Below are 16,415 nucleotides of genomic sequence, written 5' to 3' on the forward strand. Positions count from 1 at the left end.
GGGTGTTTATTTTAAATGAGGAGAATGCTTATGGTAAGGAAATTATTGCAAAGTGTACGGGAATATAAAAAAGATACGTGGCTGACGCCTTTGTTTTTACTTGGTGAAGTGGCCATGGAAGTCATTATCCCGCTGTTTATGGCCGAATTGATTGATCAGGGGATCACGGGGGGGCAGATGAATCAGGTGTTGAAGTACGGCTTGATTCTGGTGTTGTTTGCCCTTGTGTCTCTGGTCTTTGGGGCGCTGGCGGGTAAGCATTCTGCGATTGCCATGTCGGGGTTTGGCCAAAATTTGCGTTACGACCTGTTTCGTCATGTGCAGCAGCTGTCGTATTCCAATATGGATAAATTCTCAACCTCAGGTATCGTCACCAGGCTGACCACGGATATTACGCATGTGCAAAATGCATTTCTGATGATTATCCGGATTGCCTTCCGCAGTCCGGCGATGATGATTTTTGCGACGATTATGACGTATCGCATCAGCCCGTCCATTGCTTCCTGGTTCATGATTGTTATCCCTGTGCTGGCCATTGGCGTGATCATCATCATGAAGTATTCTTTTCCGATTTTTGAGCGTGCCTTTGGCAGTTACGATGATCTGAATAAAGTTGTTCAGGAAAACGTACGCGGCATTCGGGTCGTGAAATCCTATGTGCGAGAAGAGCGTGAGGTATCCAAGTTTCAGGCCGTATCCCAGCGGATATTTGCACAAATGGTTAAGGCGGAACGCATTCTGTCGTACGAGCTTCCATTGATGCAAATTGTGCTGTATGCCGTGATGCTGATCATCTCATGGATTGGAGCCAAACTGGTTGTGGGTGGAAGCATGACTACCGGCGAGCTTACGAGTATATTCGCGTATTCCATGCAAATTCTAATGAGTTTGATGACCCTGGGCCTCGTAGTTATTATGGTTGCCATTGCTCGCGCTTCGGCGGGACGGATTCATGATCTGTTTAGTGAACAGCCGGACATTACCAGTCCGGAATCGCCAGTTACAGAGCTGCGCAGTGGAGAGGTTGAATTCCGTAAGGTGTCCTTCCGTTACTCCGATAAAGCCGAGAATTATGCCCTGTCTGGCATCAATCTGCGCATTGCATCGGGACAGACGATCGGTATTATTGGAGCTGCGGGCAGTGCAAAGTCCACCCTGGTGCAGCTGATTCCACGTCTATATGATGCCAGTGAGGGTGAAGTCCTTGTCAGCGGAGTCAATGTGAAGGAATACGATCTAAGTGTGCTTCGAAGCCAGGTCGCGATGGTATTGCAAAAAAACGTCCTGTTTGAAGGCACGATTAAGGAGAACCTGCGTTGGGGCAATGAAAATGCGACCGATGAAGAGTTGATTGAAGCGTGCAAAGCGGCGCAGGCACATGAGTTTATTTCCACGTTTCCGGATGGATATGACACTCATTTGGCACAAGGCGGTACTAACGTTTCGGGAGGTCAGAAGCAGAGACTGTGTATTGCCAGAGCTTTGCTCAAAAAACCGAAGATTCTGATTCTGGATGATTCCACCAGCGCTGTAGATACACGGACCGACGCATTAATCCGCAACGTTTTCAAGGAAAGCATACCGGATACAACCAAAATTATAATTGCCCAGCGTATTGCCTCTGTTGAAGATGCTGATCAGATTGTCGTGCTGGATGAAGGCAAGATGGTAGATATCGGAACCCATCAGGAACTGCTGGGCAGAAATACAATTTATCAAGAGGCTTATTATACACAGACGAAAGGCGGTGAAGCACTGGATGGATAACATGAATTACGGTCAGACGATAAAACGTCTGCTGGCCTACTTTAACTATTACAAATTCAGAACGGCATTGGCGCTGATCCTGGTTCTGGTTAGTTCCGCCGTCTCTGTCGCTTCAGCGGCCTTTCTGCAATTGCTGATCGACGACTTTATTACGCCGTTGCTCGGAAATCAGAATCCAGTGTTTGACGCCTTGCTGCAGGCTTTAATCATTCTGGCTGTCATCTACGCTGCTGGAGTCATTAGTACGTTTGTCTCCAAAAGGCTGATGATTACCACCTCACAGCACATTATGAAGAGGATTCGTGATCGCTTATTCGATCACATGCAGAAGTTGCCGATTAAATATTTTGACCGTAAAGCTCACGGGGATATTATGAGTCATTACACGAACGATGTGGACACACTGAACATGATGCTGACGGATGGATTGCCCCAGCTGTTGTCCACTGCGGTGACAGTGGTGGTCGTTCTCGGTACGATGCTGTATCTGGATGTGCCGTTAACGATCGTGGTTGTGCTAGGCGCACTTGCTATGCTCTGGATTACCAAAACCGTGGGTACTAAGGCAACCCAGCACTTTTTCCAGCAGCAGGAATCGATCGGTGTGGTGGATGGATATATCGAGGAGATCATTCATGGGCAAAAAGTGGTGCAGGTGTTCGGCCGCGAGCAAAAAGCTATGGAAGAGTTTGCACGCTTGAATGATGAATTGTTTGACAACTCGGTGACAGCCAACAAATACTCCAATATCCTAATGCCAATCAATGAGAATCTATCAACTTTGATCTACGTGCTTGTGGCGATCGCCGGCGGGGCTATGGCCCTATCGGGCTGGAATGCCGGTCTAACTCTGGGAAGTATCGCAGCCTTTCTGAGCTTGTCCCGTAATTTCACGATGCCCATTGCTGAAATCTCTTCGCAGGTCAACATGTTTGTCGTGGCTATCGCAGGGGCAAAGCGGATATTTAACATGATGGATGAAATGCCCGAAGCCGATGAAGGTCGTGTGACCTTGGAGAAAAACCGGGATCAGGCCGGATGGGTCTGGAGGCAGGAAGACGGGTCCACCGTCGTTCTGAAAGGCAAGGTGGAATTCAAGGATGTATGCTTTACGTATGATGGGAAGAAACAGGTGCTTCAAAATATAACTTTATATGCGATGCCTGGACAGAAGCTTGCGTTTGTAGGTGCCACTGGTGCGGGCAAGACTACTGTGGCGAATCTTCTGAATCGTTTCTACGATATTACAGAAGGTGAGATCATCTACGACGGCATTAATATTCAGCGTATTCGAAAAGCCGATCTGCGCCGTTCTCTGGGAATTGTGCTGCAGGATACTCATCTGTTCTCGGGCACGGTTGCTGAGAACATTCGTTACGGAAGGCTGGAAGCCAGTGACGAAGAGGTGATTCAGGCTGCGAAGCTGTCCTATGCAGCGAGTTTTATTGAACGTTTGCCGGATGGGTATGAAACACAGCTCGATGGAAGCGGCAGCGGACTGTCACAAGGACAAAGTCAACTGCTGACGATTGCCAGAGCGGCGATTGCCAATCCGCCCGTCATGATTCTGGATGAAGCAACATCATCCATCGATACACGAACAGAAGCGCTGGTCCAGAAGGGTATGGATAACCTGATGGAGGGCCGAACCGTGTTTGTGATAGCCCACCGCTTGTCTACCGTACGAAATTCCGATGCCATTATGGTTCTTGAAAAAGGCCAAATTAAGGAACGCGGGGATCACGAGCAGCTGCTGGCGGCTAAAGGGACCTATTATCAATTGTACACAGGTGCCTTTGAGTTGGATTAACATACACATTCAAGCATCAACTCATGCATCAACGCATCCATGCAACGATAAATATAGAGTAGGTAACGAAACAGGCATGAGCTATGGGATCGTAAAAACGGAAACCTGAATGCTGAAGCAGAAAGCACTGAAGAACATCCGGGCAGCTTGGCATGGAAGGACGTCCCGTAACCGCGACGCGGTGGGACGTCCTTTTTGGTATGGCTGCATCTCAAGCTTGGCTAGATCCTGCCGGTCCAGGTGATTGAGTTACGGATGCTGCTTTTAAAGAGAGATGGACAGTGAAAACATCTTGCGTATTTGATACAGAAAAATGCCCGTACTGCCTCTCCATAATCCGTTTACAGGTCTTGATACCAATTCCGGTGCCGGCGGCCATCAGGAGCTCCTTATTGATATGGTTTTCAATACTGATTACGAATAGCCGGTCCTTCATATAGCTAGTGATGACAATGGGCTTCGATTTATCCGCATACTTGAGAATGTTCGAGAACAGGTTATCAAATACTCTGCGCATGGAAATCAGATGGACATCCAAGTTAAACCGTTCAGCGCAGGTATTGAGTTGGTATTGAAATCCGTTATTCTGAAGGTTAAACAATCCCTCCTCTATCAGCTGGTTTATTAATTCATTCCCGTTAAAGGTCTCTAGTTGCATATCGTCCTCATCCGTCTTAAACACTGTGAAGTATTCGAACAATTTGTCGGAGAGCTCCTTGATCTGATAAGCCTTTTCCCTACTGTTACGAATATACTTCAAGAAATCGTCCTGGGATTTATACTTTTTGTGAATGATAATGTCCAAATATCCGACCAGTGCCGTCAACGGTGTTCTAAGGTCATGGGACATGGCCGTAATGAGTTCCTTATTGGCGGTTTTGGCAGCATCCTCCCATTCCAGGCGCTCCAAAAAAGAAACCCGCATTTCATTTATACTTTCCGCCAAGGAGGAGAGTTCATCATTTCCACGGATGGAGATCGGATAATGGAGTTCGCCACCCTCCAGAATTTTTATTTCTTTTTCAAGCACACCGATATAGGAGGTTTTCCAACTGATAAAAACGGATATTAATAAGACCAGGAATATAACACTTACCATTACATTAAAAAACATGATGATGTTATAGTACTTGTATTCGAAATAAGATTCCATGTACACCTTGGTATTCGTATCGGCGAATTGAACATCATAGAAGGGCTCATTCTTCAGAGTAATATCGAACAGATACTCGTTGCCTTCAATGGCAGTCTCGAAGCCATCCGTGGAAAATATCATTTTGTTCTCATGAAAAATGAAGATGTTTATATATTTTGCGTGACGGACCCAGTTTTTTATTTTCTCATGGTCTGCGGTTGTGATCGCATTCTGGGTAACGAATATCCGGAATTCTGTAATCGTCTCCTGCTGCTGCTTGGTGATAAAGGAGGTTTTGTTAAGATGATTGACGATAATATCCTCACTTGTGCCTTGAAGCAAAGCAAATAAACCCATGGAAAGGGAGAGAGAAAGGACCAGGGCCACTATCAGCTTAAATTTCAGCCTTCCCTTAAAGAGCTTCCTATTCAATTCGGTACCCCTTTCCCCATACCGTTTTGATGTACTCCGGGTACTGGGGATTATGCTCCAGCTTCATCCTCAAGTTCCGGATATGAACCATAACCGTATTGTTGCAGCTATGATAATAAGGCTCCTCCCAGACACTTTCGTACAGATTTTGGGCGGAAAATATTTTCTTCCGATACTTTGCCATGAGCAGCAGGATTTTATACTCAATTTCAGTAAGAGAAATCTCCTTGCCCCCCACACTAACCTCGTTGGTCATCGTATTTAACTGCAGCTCGTTAATGATGATAATATCAGGCTGGACCAGCTTATCCTTCCCCTTATAGACATAGTACCGCCTCAACAAGGCCTTCACCCTGGACACTAATTCCGTATATGAAAACGGCTTGGACAGATAATCATCGCTTCCGGCAGAAAACGCCATGAACTTGTCCGAATCATCTGTTCTGGCCGTCAGAAATAAAATGGGAGCACTTGTTTTTTCGCGAATCTCAATACAGGCTTTAAACCCGGATTTTCCCGGCATCATAATATCCAGAATAATCAAATCCACGTTTTCATCCACCTTAGAAACTGCATCATCCCCGTCTACAGCTTCTATCACTTGGTAGCGCTCACTCTCCAGCAGTACACGGACAATCTCCCGTATTTCCTGGTTATCGTCAGCAATAAGTATTTTCGTATCCGTATTCATCCATTCTCCTCCAAAGTGTTTAGCAATGCCTTAAGTATACTGTGCTGGCTGGGAATAAACTATGTTTGCGATGGCACTTAAGAATTATTAAGATCTCCTTTGGCTGCTTCTTAAGAACCAGGATCTATAATCAGGTTATACATTAGGGCACAATAAGCAGAAAGGAAACATGGCGTGAAGAATGCAAAAAAACAACTAGTTTATAAAGTGATCTTGACAGTTGCTACGCTAATTTTAGCGATCCTGGTGATCCGTTACTTCCCACAAATGCTGAAGGTTACGTTATCCATCGATGAATTCCGCAATTATATCCTTTCGTTAGGAAAAGCCGGCCCCATTGGATTTATATTTTTTCAGATCCTGCAGACCGTCATTGCCCCTATTCCTGGAGAAGCGATTCAAATTGCCGGGGGATACATTTATGGGGTGACGTTAGGGACCATTTATACCGTCGCCGGTTTGCTGGCGGGGGCCATGCTTGCCTTTTATTTTACCCGGTTTTTGGGAGGGAAGTATGTCCAGAAGCTGCTGGACAAGAGCAAATTTAAATGGATAGCCGACATGCTCGACAATAAAAAGTTTTCCGTTTTTCTGTTCATCGTGTTCATCATACCAGGGCTTCCCAAGGATATGTTCATATACGCCGCGGGATTAACTCCCATTAAGCCTCTGAGGTTTTTCGTTATTTTGCTTGTAGCGAGATTTCCCTGGCTGCTGGCCTCCGTCAGCATCGGAGCGAACATGTACAACAAAAATTATCTGTCCACAATTATCATATCCGCGGTGGCCATCTTGTCCTTTATCTTAGGACTGATCTATAAAGACAAGTTGATTCACAAACTTTCGCGGTTTAACAAAAGCGAGGGTGTATCCTGAACTGACGGAAGCCTGTTTCTCCCCTATTATACATTATTAGCGGGTGTTACAGGCTAAGTCGATATAAGGTGTGGGGAGGGACGAACGTGCAATCACAGATGCTGCTATTCTTGAGCCAATACATCAAGAATCCAAATTCTATAGGAGCTATTCTTCCTAGTTCAAAATATGTAGTGGAAAAAATGATCGAAAAAATCGATTTCGACAAGGCCAAGTATCTTGCAGAGTATGGCCCAGGAACCGGAGTAATAACTGAAAAATTGATAAAAGCCAGGAAAAAAGATACTTTGCTTATGCTCTTTGAGAATAATAAGAAGTTTTGCGATTTACTTAAAAAAAAATATAGGGGTGAACCTAATTTACTTGTTATCAATCAGTCTCCCAAATGTATGGAGGAATATTTGATAAAACATAATATCCCGTGGCTCGATTATGTCATTTCTAGTATTCCCCTAACAAATATGCCGATCCAAGAGGCTACAAGCATTCTTTATGTTACAAAAAAACATTTTTTACCGACCAGCAGCTTTATAACTTGTCAATACTCGACAACTAAGAAGGGACTCTTCTCAACCTATTTTAAGAAAATTGAGATAACAAGTGAAATAAAAAACATACCTCCAGCTTATATATTACATTGCAGTATCAGTCGATAGTTTTTAAACTAGGTCCCACCTGTTAAGGAGTGATATCATTGCATTTTCGATTCGTCTCGATAATATTTTCTACGGCTGTTCTAAGTTCAGGTGTGATATCCATGATCTTCTCATTTCACGGCAAGTTCGTTCATGCTGTTATCTGTGTCGGGATTGCAGCTTTATGTGCTGGACTTGGGTGCACGATTGGGGAGCGATTTCATAACATCAGTGAGATTGGCAAAAGTTATCGCTCGCTATCTGAGCTAATTTCCTTTGGTGCAGCTCCATCTATCATTATTTATCCTGTCCTTAAACTCCCGACTTTCTCGCTGCTCTTAGCTTCACTATTTATTATTTGCGGTGCCTTGCGGCTTGCTCGCTATAACATCACTACCACTAGCAATCCAAATTGTTATACCGGCTTGCCCATACAAGCTGCCGGTCTTCTATTAACTTTACTCGCAATACTGCCTTTTCAGTGGGAGATGAAGGTGTTGATCATCATTTCGATTTGCTATCTGATGGTAAGTCGAATCAACATTCCTCGGTTTTATATGATGAGGTAGGGAGCAGGATCGACATATCGAACCGGAAAATTGGAGGTGATAGCTTTGGCAACACTTCACCTAACGGTTGGTCTCCCGTGTAGCGGAAAGACTACCCTTGCTCGGCAGCTCGAACAGAGATACTCGGCACTTCGTCTTACTCCCGATGAATGGCACACCAGATTATATGGCCAGGATCTTGATGATGAGAATCGCGATAAAAGACACGATTTTGTAGAATCCATGCTTTGGGAAGTCGCCGCCCGGGTATTAGTGCTCGGAGTAGATGTTATTTTAGACTTCGGATGCTGGGTACGCAGCCAACGAGACGATATGCGATTGCGAGCGTCACAATTGGGTGCTGATTTTAGAATTCACTTTTTAGACGCTTCTGAAGAGGTTCTGTTTACACGGCTTGCTGACAGAAATGCTCAACTTCCACAAGGGATCGTTTACATTCCAGCGAATAAGCTTAAAGAGTGGACAACCATTTTTGAGCCTCTGTTTCCAGAAGAGCTCGGATATAGTTACGTTTATCCTCAAAGATAATACGAGACAATTTGTTACGTTATCTGGTACGATAGTTGAAAGTTGTAAAAGGGAGAGCCGTCATATTCTGATGGCTCTCCTTATTAACTTGCTGGATCTATTTCGATTAACATCATGGCTCTCACTAATTAACCAAGTAGTTGAACAAGAGATGTTTGTACGGTATAAGTTGGGGATTATGAGCTATTATTGAGACAAACAATGTTATCTTTTTTGTAACGAAACGCTCGCGGGCGGGTCTTATAGGGGTAAGGTGGTGAACAGGTGGCCGATGTCGAACGAATCTACGAGCAATATTTTCAGGACGTATACTTATTTGCGTTGTCTTTAAGCCGGGATCAACAGATTGCCGAGGAGATTACGCAAGAAACCTTCGCCAAAGCGGTGAAAAATATTGACCAGTTCAAGGGCAATTGTAAAATCAGTGTCTGGCTGTGCCAGATCGCCAAAAATACTTACTTCAAGTACATGGATAAACAAAAACACTATCTGCTTGGCGATTTGCAGGAGAATACAGGGGGAAACACCCCCTCGATAGAACAAAAGCTGATCGAAAAAACCGAAGCCTTGCGGATCCATAAGCTGTTGCACAATCTGAAAGAGCCCTATAAGGAGGTCTTTATGTTGAGGGTGTTCGGAGAGCTGTCTTTCGGTCAGATCAGCGAGGTGTTTGGCCGAACGGAGAGCTGGGCCAGGGTTACCTTTCACCGCGCCAGAAACAGCATACAAGATTTAATGACGGAGGAGAAAAGATGAACAAGCTGTCATGCGAAATCGTCCAGGACCTGCTGCCGCTATACTATGATGAAGTGTGCAGTCCGGATGCCCGACAATCGATCGCAGCCCATTTGGCGACCTGCGAGAAGTGTACTGCCGCCCTGAACAAGCTGAAGCAGAGCAGCAACCTGCCTTTTGAAGTCATTACGAAGAACAAACAGGAAAGCAACGCGCTGGCAAGCTTCAAGGAGCATTGGAAACGTTCCAAGGTAGCTTCCTTTGCCAAAGGTCTACTCTTGGCCTCAACCGTATGCGGCGTTATCCTGATCGGATACTTTGGCTTGTTTAGCTGGAACATTACGAAGGTCCCTTCCAGTGCGATCGAAATAACCGAGGTAAGCCAGCTCCGGGATGGGAGGATTGCCTATCATGTCAAGCTGACCGACGGATACCGGTTGAACAAAATCAGCGCTAAAGCGGGAGACGACGGCATTCTATACATCACTCCGATGCGGCCTGTCTTTAAATCTAAAACGGATGAAGAGCTGAGACTCGGTAACCGGTACGATGTCATCAATCTTGAACAATTAAACACTAACCGCACGGACCCTGCCAAGCAGATCAAAGCTGTATTTTACGGTTCAAAGGACGACAACCCATTTCTGATCTGGAAGCAAGGCATGAAGCTGCCTCCGGCGACGGACTTGGTCGAAGCCCAGTTTGATTAACCTCATGGTTTCTGCGAACCATAGGAGGTTATGAAAGCTTTGTTTATGAATACCAGAAAAACAATGCATTGTTCATATTAAAAAATTTACATACAATTAGGAGGAGTCTATCTGATATTAGAAAAAGTTATAGATACAATTGTAATACAAAGTGAATATAAGGATTTTGTTGATAAGTATGTATATAATATACTTACCGAATTTAAAGGTAAGATTCATAGCATTTATATGTGTGGCTCGATTCCAAAAGGAACTGCTAAACCTTTTAAGTCAGATGCAGACTTTACTCTTGTATGTGTAGATCCCAAAGATATTGATTACGAAAAATTGTCAAATATTAAAGACAGGCTTTTGAAGGAATATCCAATAGTAACTAAGATTGATACAATAATTTGCTCGATTGACGATGTATTAAGTAAACCAAATGAGTGGGGTTTTTGGATAAAGATAATTTGTGTTTGCATATATGGTCATGACGTAGGTGAAAATGTACCACCGATAATTATTTCTCCGGAGTTCATTTTAGACTTAAATACCGAGACCAAGGAGGAAGTAGATCGTATACATAGGTTACTTTCTAATGCTAGTGATGACACAATGAAAGCTAGATATATTAAAGGTTACTCTAAGAGATTAATTCGTGCATTATACTCTTTGGTTTTAGAAGATACAGGTGTATGGCAGGATGACATTATTAAGATGAAGGACGCCATATTAACCTATTGTGAAATTGACTCCGCTCTAGTGGATTATCTGTATGCTTGTTACTTGGATAGTCATGTACTTGTTGAAGAGTTTCTCGGAATTGCAGATAAAGTATATAGCTATTTTGAGAACGCCTTAAATGCAATGGCTGATTCCAGAACTTCCTTCGGCTAACAGCACATTGACGCTCCGGGTCACTCCGAGAAGCGAATGACCACATCCAGCCCCTTAAGCCCGTCTGGACGGGCAGGTTAGTTTAATAAATATCGAGAAATAACTTTTGAGCTGGAAGTTTCACGGTACGTTCAATTCCAAAGTTATTCTAAGTTGCATACTGGAGGTACTAATCACATGAAAACTATAGGTCTTATTGGTGGAATGAGCTGGGAGTCATCTTTGCTCTATTACCAAATAATCAATCAACGTGTAAAAGAAAAGTTAGGCGGTCATCACTCCGCTAAAAGCCTCATGTATTCGGTAGATTTTCAAGAAATTAAGACTTTACAGCATCAAGGAAATTGGGAGGAAGCCACTAGAATTATGATTGACTGCGCACAAAAACTGGAAAATGGTGGAGCCGATTTAATACTTATATGTACCAATACGATGCACAAAATGGCACATGAAGTAGAAGAATCGATATCTATCCCTTTCATTCATATCGCAGATTCAACAGCAATCGAAATTGTTAAGGATGATATTAAAAAGGTTGCTTTGCTGGGGACTGCTTTTACTATGGAGCAAGATTTTTACAAAGGCAGACTTGTTGAACGCTTCGGACTTGAGGTTATTGTTCCAAATGAAGCAGAAAGAATGGTTATCCATGACATCATTTATCAAGAACTCTGTCTTGGAATTATAAAGGAAGAGTCTAAGCAATCCTACTTAAAAATCATCAATAGTCTTGTCCAACAGGGAGCAGAAGCTATTATTCTTGGATGTACAGAAATTACGCTTCTCATTTCACAAGACGATTGCCATATACCGATTTATGATACGACAAGACTTCATGCTGAATCTGCTGTTGACTTCGCTTTGAATGAGGGGTAATTAACAAAAAACTATATGTGACTGCAGCATCAGGCTGTTACGCTCCCCCGAAAATTTCACTTGGCATAGATTTCGATAGGTATGCCAAGGTCGGATAATCGTTCGAAATAGTCCGGACACGTCTTCGAGACACATCCCGGATCCATAATGCGGATTCCTTCCGCCCTCAGACCGATTAAGGAAAGGGCCATAGCCATCCTGTGATCGTCATGAGAGTCCAGTAAGGCGGGTTCCGGTCGACCGGGGTAGACGGTTAGCCCATCGTAATGCTCTTCTACATGAATGCCAAGCTTGCGAAGCTCGCTGCATATCGCTGCAATGCGGTCGCATTCATGCTGTCTGATATGAGCGGCATCCGTCAAGGTAACAGGTCCGTCAGCAAAAACAGCCATTGCAGCGATCGTAAGCGTCTGGTCGGACCACTTTTGCATGCTCAGTGTAAAGCCTCCCCGAAGCTGTCTGGAACCAGCAACCTCTATAAAATGATCTCCCCGTATAACCCTGCAGCCCATCCGTTCCAGAACGGTAAGAAATTCGATGTCTGGCTGACGGGTAGCGGCACGTATCCCTTCGATTCGTATGCGTCCCCCGGTCATTGCGGCTATCGACCAGAAGTAACAACAAGTGGAAACATCTGGTTCCAGCTGGATGGATTGCGCTTGATACTTACCTGTATGGATGCTTATGGAATGACCATCATCGGAGAACTGGGCATGAATGCCAAACGTCCGCATCATCTCCAGCGTCATTTCCACATAATCGCGCTGGACAATCCCACCGTCAATGAAAATCGTCAACGGTTCTTTTGTGTAAGGGGCAGCTAAGAGCAGCCCGCTGATAAACTGACTCGAGGTTGACCCAGGCAGGGAGATGTCCCCTCCACGGAGACCGCTGGTTTCTATGGCAAAAGGAAGGGTTCGATTTACTTTCTTATCCTCAATACGAGCGCCTAGCTTCGACAGTGCATCCAGTAGTGGGAGCAGCGGCCTTTCACTCATGCGTTTGCTTCCTGTAAGGTTCCAGCGTCCACGGCCAATTGCCAGAGCACCGGGCAAAAAGCGGGCGACCGTCCCCGCAGAACCGACATAGAGATCACCCGATGACATTGGCCATGAGCCAGCACAGCCTTCGACCCATACGGTCTCTCCTACCAAGTGGACTCGTATTCCAAGCTTCGTTAAGCTGTTCATACACCAATAGGAATCATCGCTTTTTAGAATCCCCTCTAATCGGGATGTCCCCTCCGCAAGAGCCGCTGTGATTAAAGCGCGATTTGTAAGACTTTTGCTTCCAGATAGACGTAGGGTTCCCTCTACCGGTTTCCCGGGAGGCATAACCTCTACTGTTGCTTTGTCATTATTCTTGGACCAGGGGGATCGGGCTTCTCGATCCGGCATGTGCTGTTTCGGTTTCAAGCTTCTTCACCTCTCCATTTGATTGAACTGTTGCTTCACATTATAATGAGAACAATGAAATAAGTGAAATCGCTAATTCGTTAGTTTGAAATAGAGAGGTTCTATATCATGATGAATCTGGAATGGTACCGTATTTTCTTGCAAACAGCAAGGCATGGGAATTTAACGAAGGCCGCACAAGAGCTGCACATCACACAGCCGTCTGTCAGTTACGCGCTTAAGCAGATGGAGCAATCTCTCGGGATTAAGCTTTTTAACAGGCTTTCCAAAGGAGTCGAGTTGACGCAGGAGGGGCGTGCCCTACTAGGCTATGTGGAGCAATCGTTTTCTCTACTGGACGCCGCACAGGAGCATGTGCAGAAATTAAAGCAATTAACCGAGGGGGAGCTTAGGATCGGGGCGAGCGAATCGCTGATCAAACATCTGCTGCTGCCGAAGCTTGATCTGTTTCACGTCAAATATCCGGGAATACGCATCCGCCTTTCCCATGGCAGGACGCCTGATCTTGCAAAGCGCTTGAAGGAAGGTCATATCGACTGCGCCATTGTCCATATGCCGTTGATCGATCCGCAACTGGTTATTCGGCCATTGGCAAAGCTGGAGGAATGCTTTGTTGTCGGAGAAGCTCATCGTGAGCTTACGGCCGGCTCATTGTCCATGGAAGAGTTGGTGGGGCTTCCATTGCTATTTTTGTCTCCGGGAAGCAGTACGAGGTTTTTTGTGGAGCAATGGTTTGCAGCCAAGGGCTACACGGTGAAGCCCGACATTGAGCTGGGGAGTATCGATCTGCTGGCAGAGTTTGCGAGACGCGGGTACGGGGCGGCCTTTATCACTCGATCTTTCGTCGAAGCAGAGCTTCAGAACGGCATGCTCTATGAGCTTCAACTGGAGGAACCCGTCCCCCCTCGAAGCATCGGTTTCGCTATCCGTCGCGAAGTGCAGCTGTCGATGCCTGCCGATCGATTTGCCCGTCTGTTAATGGATATGGAGGAGCATTGGAAGAACGCGGGATCGGATTGAACGGACGGGCCCCTAGAAAAAGATTCGGGTAAATGTCGCAGCAAACTATACTTTGGTATAATTAAGGCATATGCGATGGCATTCGACTTGAAGTGAGGGTGAGGCACTGTGCAAGTATTGGAGCAATGGAAAGACCATTTTTTTATCGGCAGAGCAGCTGAACTTGAACAGCTCTTGCAGTTCGCTGACCGCGGTGGGCAAACGGAGCGCATCGTGAATATTTATGGTCCGGGCGGCATCGGCAAAAGCTTTCTGCTCGACGCGCTTAACCGGGCTTTAGAGAAGACCGGCTCTTTGTTCATACTGCTGGGCAGCAGAGATTTTATCCATTCCCCCGAAGCGTTTGCGAGACGTTTCTTGTCTGTGCTGGGCTCTATTTGTTCCGATTCCTCTGTCTTAGACAAGCCCGAACAGATGCCAGCCGCCAACTGGACGGACGCTTGTCTGAAAAAACTGAATGCGATCGCGACGGACAAGCGAATTGTGCTTGCGCTCGATAATTATGAGGAATTGAGCGGGTTGGACTTGTGGTTGAGGGAGGAATTCATCGCACGGCTCCCCGACAACGTACTTGTCATTATAGCCGGCAGATTCCCCTTGCGAGGCGAATGGGCGGTCTCGCCAGGATGGCGCCGGATGATCCGGCCCTTGCCGCTTATTGAGTTCCCTTATGAGACGTTGTGCGAATACTTGGGAAAGATTGGCATTCAGGAAGAGGGAGTGATACAGGAGCTGTGGCGGTTCACCCAAGGACACCCGCTCACACTTTCTTTGGCAGCCTCTACAATCCACTCCGGTTCTTCGAACCGCTTGGGGGGAACGGACCGAACGGAGGTGCTAAACGGACTCGTCCACTTGTGGCTGAAGGAGGTGACGGATGAGAGCTTGCAGAAGCTTCTGGAGGCCGCATCGATGCTGCGGCATTTCAACCAGGACTTACTCGGCTACGTCATCGAGCAAGAAGTCCAGGCTGTCGATTTCCGGCGGTTGACCCAGCTATCTTTCGTCAGGTTCACTGAACGGGGATGGGTGCTGCACGATTTGATGCGGGAATCTATCCGCCAAGATCTTCGTGCCCGTATGCCAGAGACATACCAGCGTTTATCCCGGCGCTGTGTCCTTTATTACGACCGGAAATTGCGGCAAAACGCCTCCAATCCAGACATTTCATGGGAGCGCGGCGAGTTTTTCTATCATCTGGGCGACTCGTTGATTCGAGCTGTATTTTTTCAGCCGCTTTCTTTTTCCTCCAATCACCTGGAGACGATGGACGAGCACAATGTGAACGAGGTTGTCCATTATTTCAAGCAAAGGACAGCAGAAGCCCGGGACAAAAAAGTTTCCTTCGTCGATCACGAAACGAACCGGCAGTACGACTTGATCGTACCTGCCAGCCAGGATCATAAAGAATCGGACTTGTTCGATCCGTGCAGCCTGCTTGAGCTATGCCCTGACGCCGTGCATCTCCTCAGAAACGAGGCAGGCCGGCTAATCGGGCTTGTCGTCATGATTCCCATCAACGAGCGCACACTCGATTATTTGACGACACAACCGGTAAGCCGCGCCTACTTCAAAGGGCTGTCGCCAAGCCGAAAAAAAGAGTTTGCCGTCCCACGGCAGACGCAGAGCGGCTGGTACATCAGGATGGTTGACGCGCTCGATCCGGAAGATGCTTCGGCCAGAAGAGACTTGTTGAGCTTCGTGTTCTCCCACATTTTGACGGGCGGCATATTGCTGGCTTCGACGCCGCTGCCATTCTATCAGACGCTGCTCCGCCGGCTCGGATTCGAAGAGGTGCCGAAAGCGCTGCACAATGATTATGGCAAGGGCACGCCATCGCCGACCTTCCTGATCGACCTGCGCGGCGGTAGGCTGCAAGCTTATCTGGATCGTATGGCCTCGAGCATCGGAATCAAGACGGATTCCGAACGGCTGGCCGGGTTAACCGTCCGGGAGAAGGAAATCGCTGTGCTGCTGCTGGAGGGCAAAACCAACATGGAAATTGCCTCTCACCTGCATTTGAGCGAAATTACAGTCAAGAAAAACTTGGCTCAAATGTTCGACAAATACGGTGTTAAAAACCGGTCGCAGCTGATGATAAAGCTGTATGAAGGCTCCGGCTCCCGGCACGGGCAAACCGAAAAAAAACCGCCAATGGACACCGGGCATCTTACGGACACGACTGATGGTTCGTGAAACGAGAGTTGAATTTTGTTGGGGAACTGTTTTCACGCTTCCGCGGCGTTTTCATCCTCTCCAACGCCATCGTTTCCCCTCCCTTCAAGATAAAATTTAACGTAGATAGAAAAAGATTACCGTGCATTTTTTGCACAAAAA

The 16,415-nt window shown here is 46.2% G+C and carries 15 protein-coding genes; 12 read left to right on the plus strand and 3 right to left on the minus strand.

Annotated elements, in window-relative coordinates:
• Nucleotides 1-30: 30 nt before the first annotated feature.
• Nucleotides 31-1,767, plus strand: a complete 1,737-nt coding sequence (locus BLR08_RS14845; RefSeq protein ID WP_072330422.1) for an ABC transporter ATP-binding protein — start codon at nt 31-33, stop codon at nt 1,765-1,767.
• A complete protein-coding gene (locus BLR08_RS14850) occupies nt 1,760-3,577 on the plus strand; it encodes an ABC transporter ATP-binding protein (protein WP_072330420.1) in 1,818 nt (605 codons plus the stop codon). The genes BLR08_RS14845 and BLR08_RS14850 overlap by 8 nt, the downstream gene beginning before the upstream one ends.
• A 211-nt stretch (nt 3,578-3,788) precedes the next feature.
• Here BLR08_RS14850 and BLR08_RS14855 read toward each other — a convergent pair whose 3' ends face one another.
• Nucleotides 3,789-5,144 (minus strand): histidine kinase dimerization/phospho-acceptor domain-containing protein, encoded by a 1,356-nt coding sequence (locus BLR08_RS14855; RefSeq protein WP_072330418.1) that lies wholly within the window; start codon nt 5,142-5,144, stop codon nt 3,789-3,791.
• The gene (locus BLR08_RS14860; protein WP_072330416.1) at nt 5,137-5,835 is read right to left on the minus strand and encodes a response regulator transcription factor; all 699 of its coding nucleotides are present in this window, start codon (nt 5,833-5,835) and stop codon (nt 5,137-5,139) included. Before BLR08_RS14860 ends, BLR08_RS14855 begins: the two co-directional genes overlap by 8 nt.
• Nucleotides 5,836-6,009: 174 nt before the next feature.
• On the opposite strand from BLR08_RS14860, the gene BLR08_RS14865 reads away from it, so the two are divergent.
• From BLR08_RS14865 to BLR08_RS14900, 8 genes are all read left to right on the plus strand, one after another.
• Nucleotides 6,010-6,711: a TVP38/TMEM64 family protein gene (locus tag BLR08_RS14865; RefSeq protein ID WP_072330414.1), complete on the plus strand. Its 702-nt coding sequence runs from the start codon at nt 6,010-6,012 to the stop codon at nt 6,709-6,711.
• Nucleotides 6,712-6,797: 86 nt separating this feature from the next.
• On the plus strand, nt 6,798-7,367 hold the full coding sequence (locus tag BLR08_RS14870; RefSeq protein WP_083537072.1) for a class I SAM-dependent methyltransferase: 570 nt from the start codon (nt 6,798-6,800) through the stop codon (nt 7,365-7,367).
• Nucleotides 7,368-7,468: 101 nt separating this feature from the next.
• Complete coding sequence (locus BLR08_RS14875; RefSeq protein ID WP_143014386.1) at nt 7,469-7,915, plus strand: CDP-alcohol phosphatidyltransferase family protein; 447 nt, start codon at nt 7,469-7,471, stop codon at nt 7,913-7,915.
• Between the two features lie 45 nt (nt 7,916-7,960).
• Complete coding sequence (locus BLR08_RS14880; RefSeq protein WP_072330409.1) at nt 7,961-8,443, plus strand: P-loop nucleotide/nucleoside kinase family protein; 483 nt, start codon at nt 7,961-7,963, stop codon at nt 8,441-8,443.
• Nucleotides 8,444-8,707: 264 nt separating this feature from the next.
• Nucleotides 8,708-9,199, plus strand: a complete 492-nt coding sequence (locus BLR08_RS14885) for an RNA polymerase sigma factor (protein WP_072330407.1) — start codon at nt 8,708-8,710, stop codon at nt 9,197-9,199.
• Nucleotides 9,196-9,888 (plus strand): zf-HC2 domain-containing protein, encoded by a 693-nt coding sequence (locus tag BLR08_RS14890; protein ID WP_072330405.1) that lies wholly within the window; start codon nt 9,196-9,198, stop codon nt 9,886-9,888. Before BLR08_RS14885 ends, BLR08_RS14890 begins: the two co-directional genes overlap by 4 nt.
• Before the next feature lie 111 nt (nt 9,889-9,999).
• Nucleotides 10,000-10,767, plus strand: coding sequence for a nucleotidyltransferase (locus tag BLR08_RS14895; RefSeq protein ID WP_072330403.1), 768 nt, complete (start codon nt 10,000-10,002; stop codon nt 10,765-10,767).
• 177 nt (nt 10,768-10,944) lie between these two features.
• On the plus strand, nt 10,945-11,643 hold the full coding sequence (locus BLR08_RS14900) for an aspartate/glutamate racemase family protein (protein ID WP_072330401.1): 699 nt from the start codon (nt 10,945-10,947) through the stop codon (nt 11,641-11,643).
• A 56-nt stretch (nt 11,644-11,699) separates the two neighbouring features.
• Here the strand turns inward: BLR08_RS14900 and aroA are convergent, their stop codons facing one another.
• Nucleotides 11,700-13,040, minus strand: a complete 1,341-nt coding sequence (gene aroA, locus BLR08_RS14905; RefSeq protein ID WP_072330896.1) for a 3-phosphoshikimate 1-carboxyvinyltransferase — start codon at nt 13,038-13,040, stop codon at nt 11,700-11,702.
• Between the two features lie 126 nt (nt 13,041-13,166).
• Here aroA and BLR08_RS14910 point away from each other — a divergent pair, with 126 nt between their 5' ends.
• Both BLR08_RS14910 and BLR08_RS14915 read left to right on the plus strand, forming a co-directional pair.
• Nucleotides 13,167-14,078: a LysR family transcriptional regulator gene (locus tag BLR08_RS14910; protein ID WP_072330399.1), complete on the plus strand. Its 912-nt coding sequence runs from the start codon at nt 13,167-13,169 to the stop codon at nt 14,076-14,078.
• Between the two features lie 108 nt (nt 14,079-14,186).
• On the plus strand, nt 14,187-16,274 hold the full coding sequence (locus tag BLR08_RS14915; protein WP_072330397.1) for an AAA family ATPase: 2,088 nt from the start codon (nt 14,187-14,189) through the stop codon (nt 16,272-16,274).
• Nucleotides 16,275-16,415 lie beyond the last annotated feature (141 nt).

This window comes from Paenibacillus sp. cl123 (assembly GCF_900101595.1).
Classification (GTDB): Bacteria; Bacillota; Bacilli; order Paenibacillales; family NBRC-103111; genus Paenibacillus_G.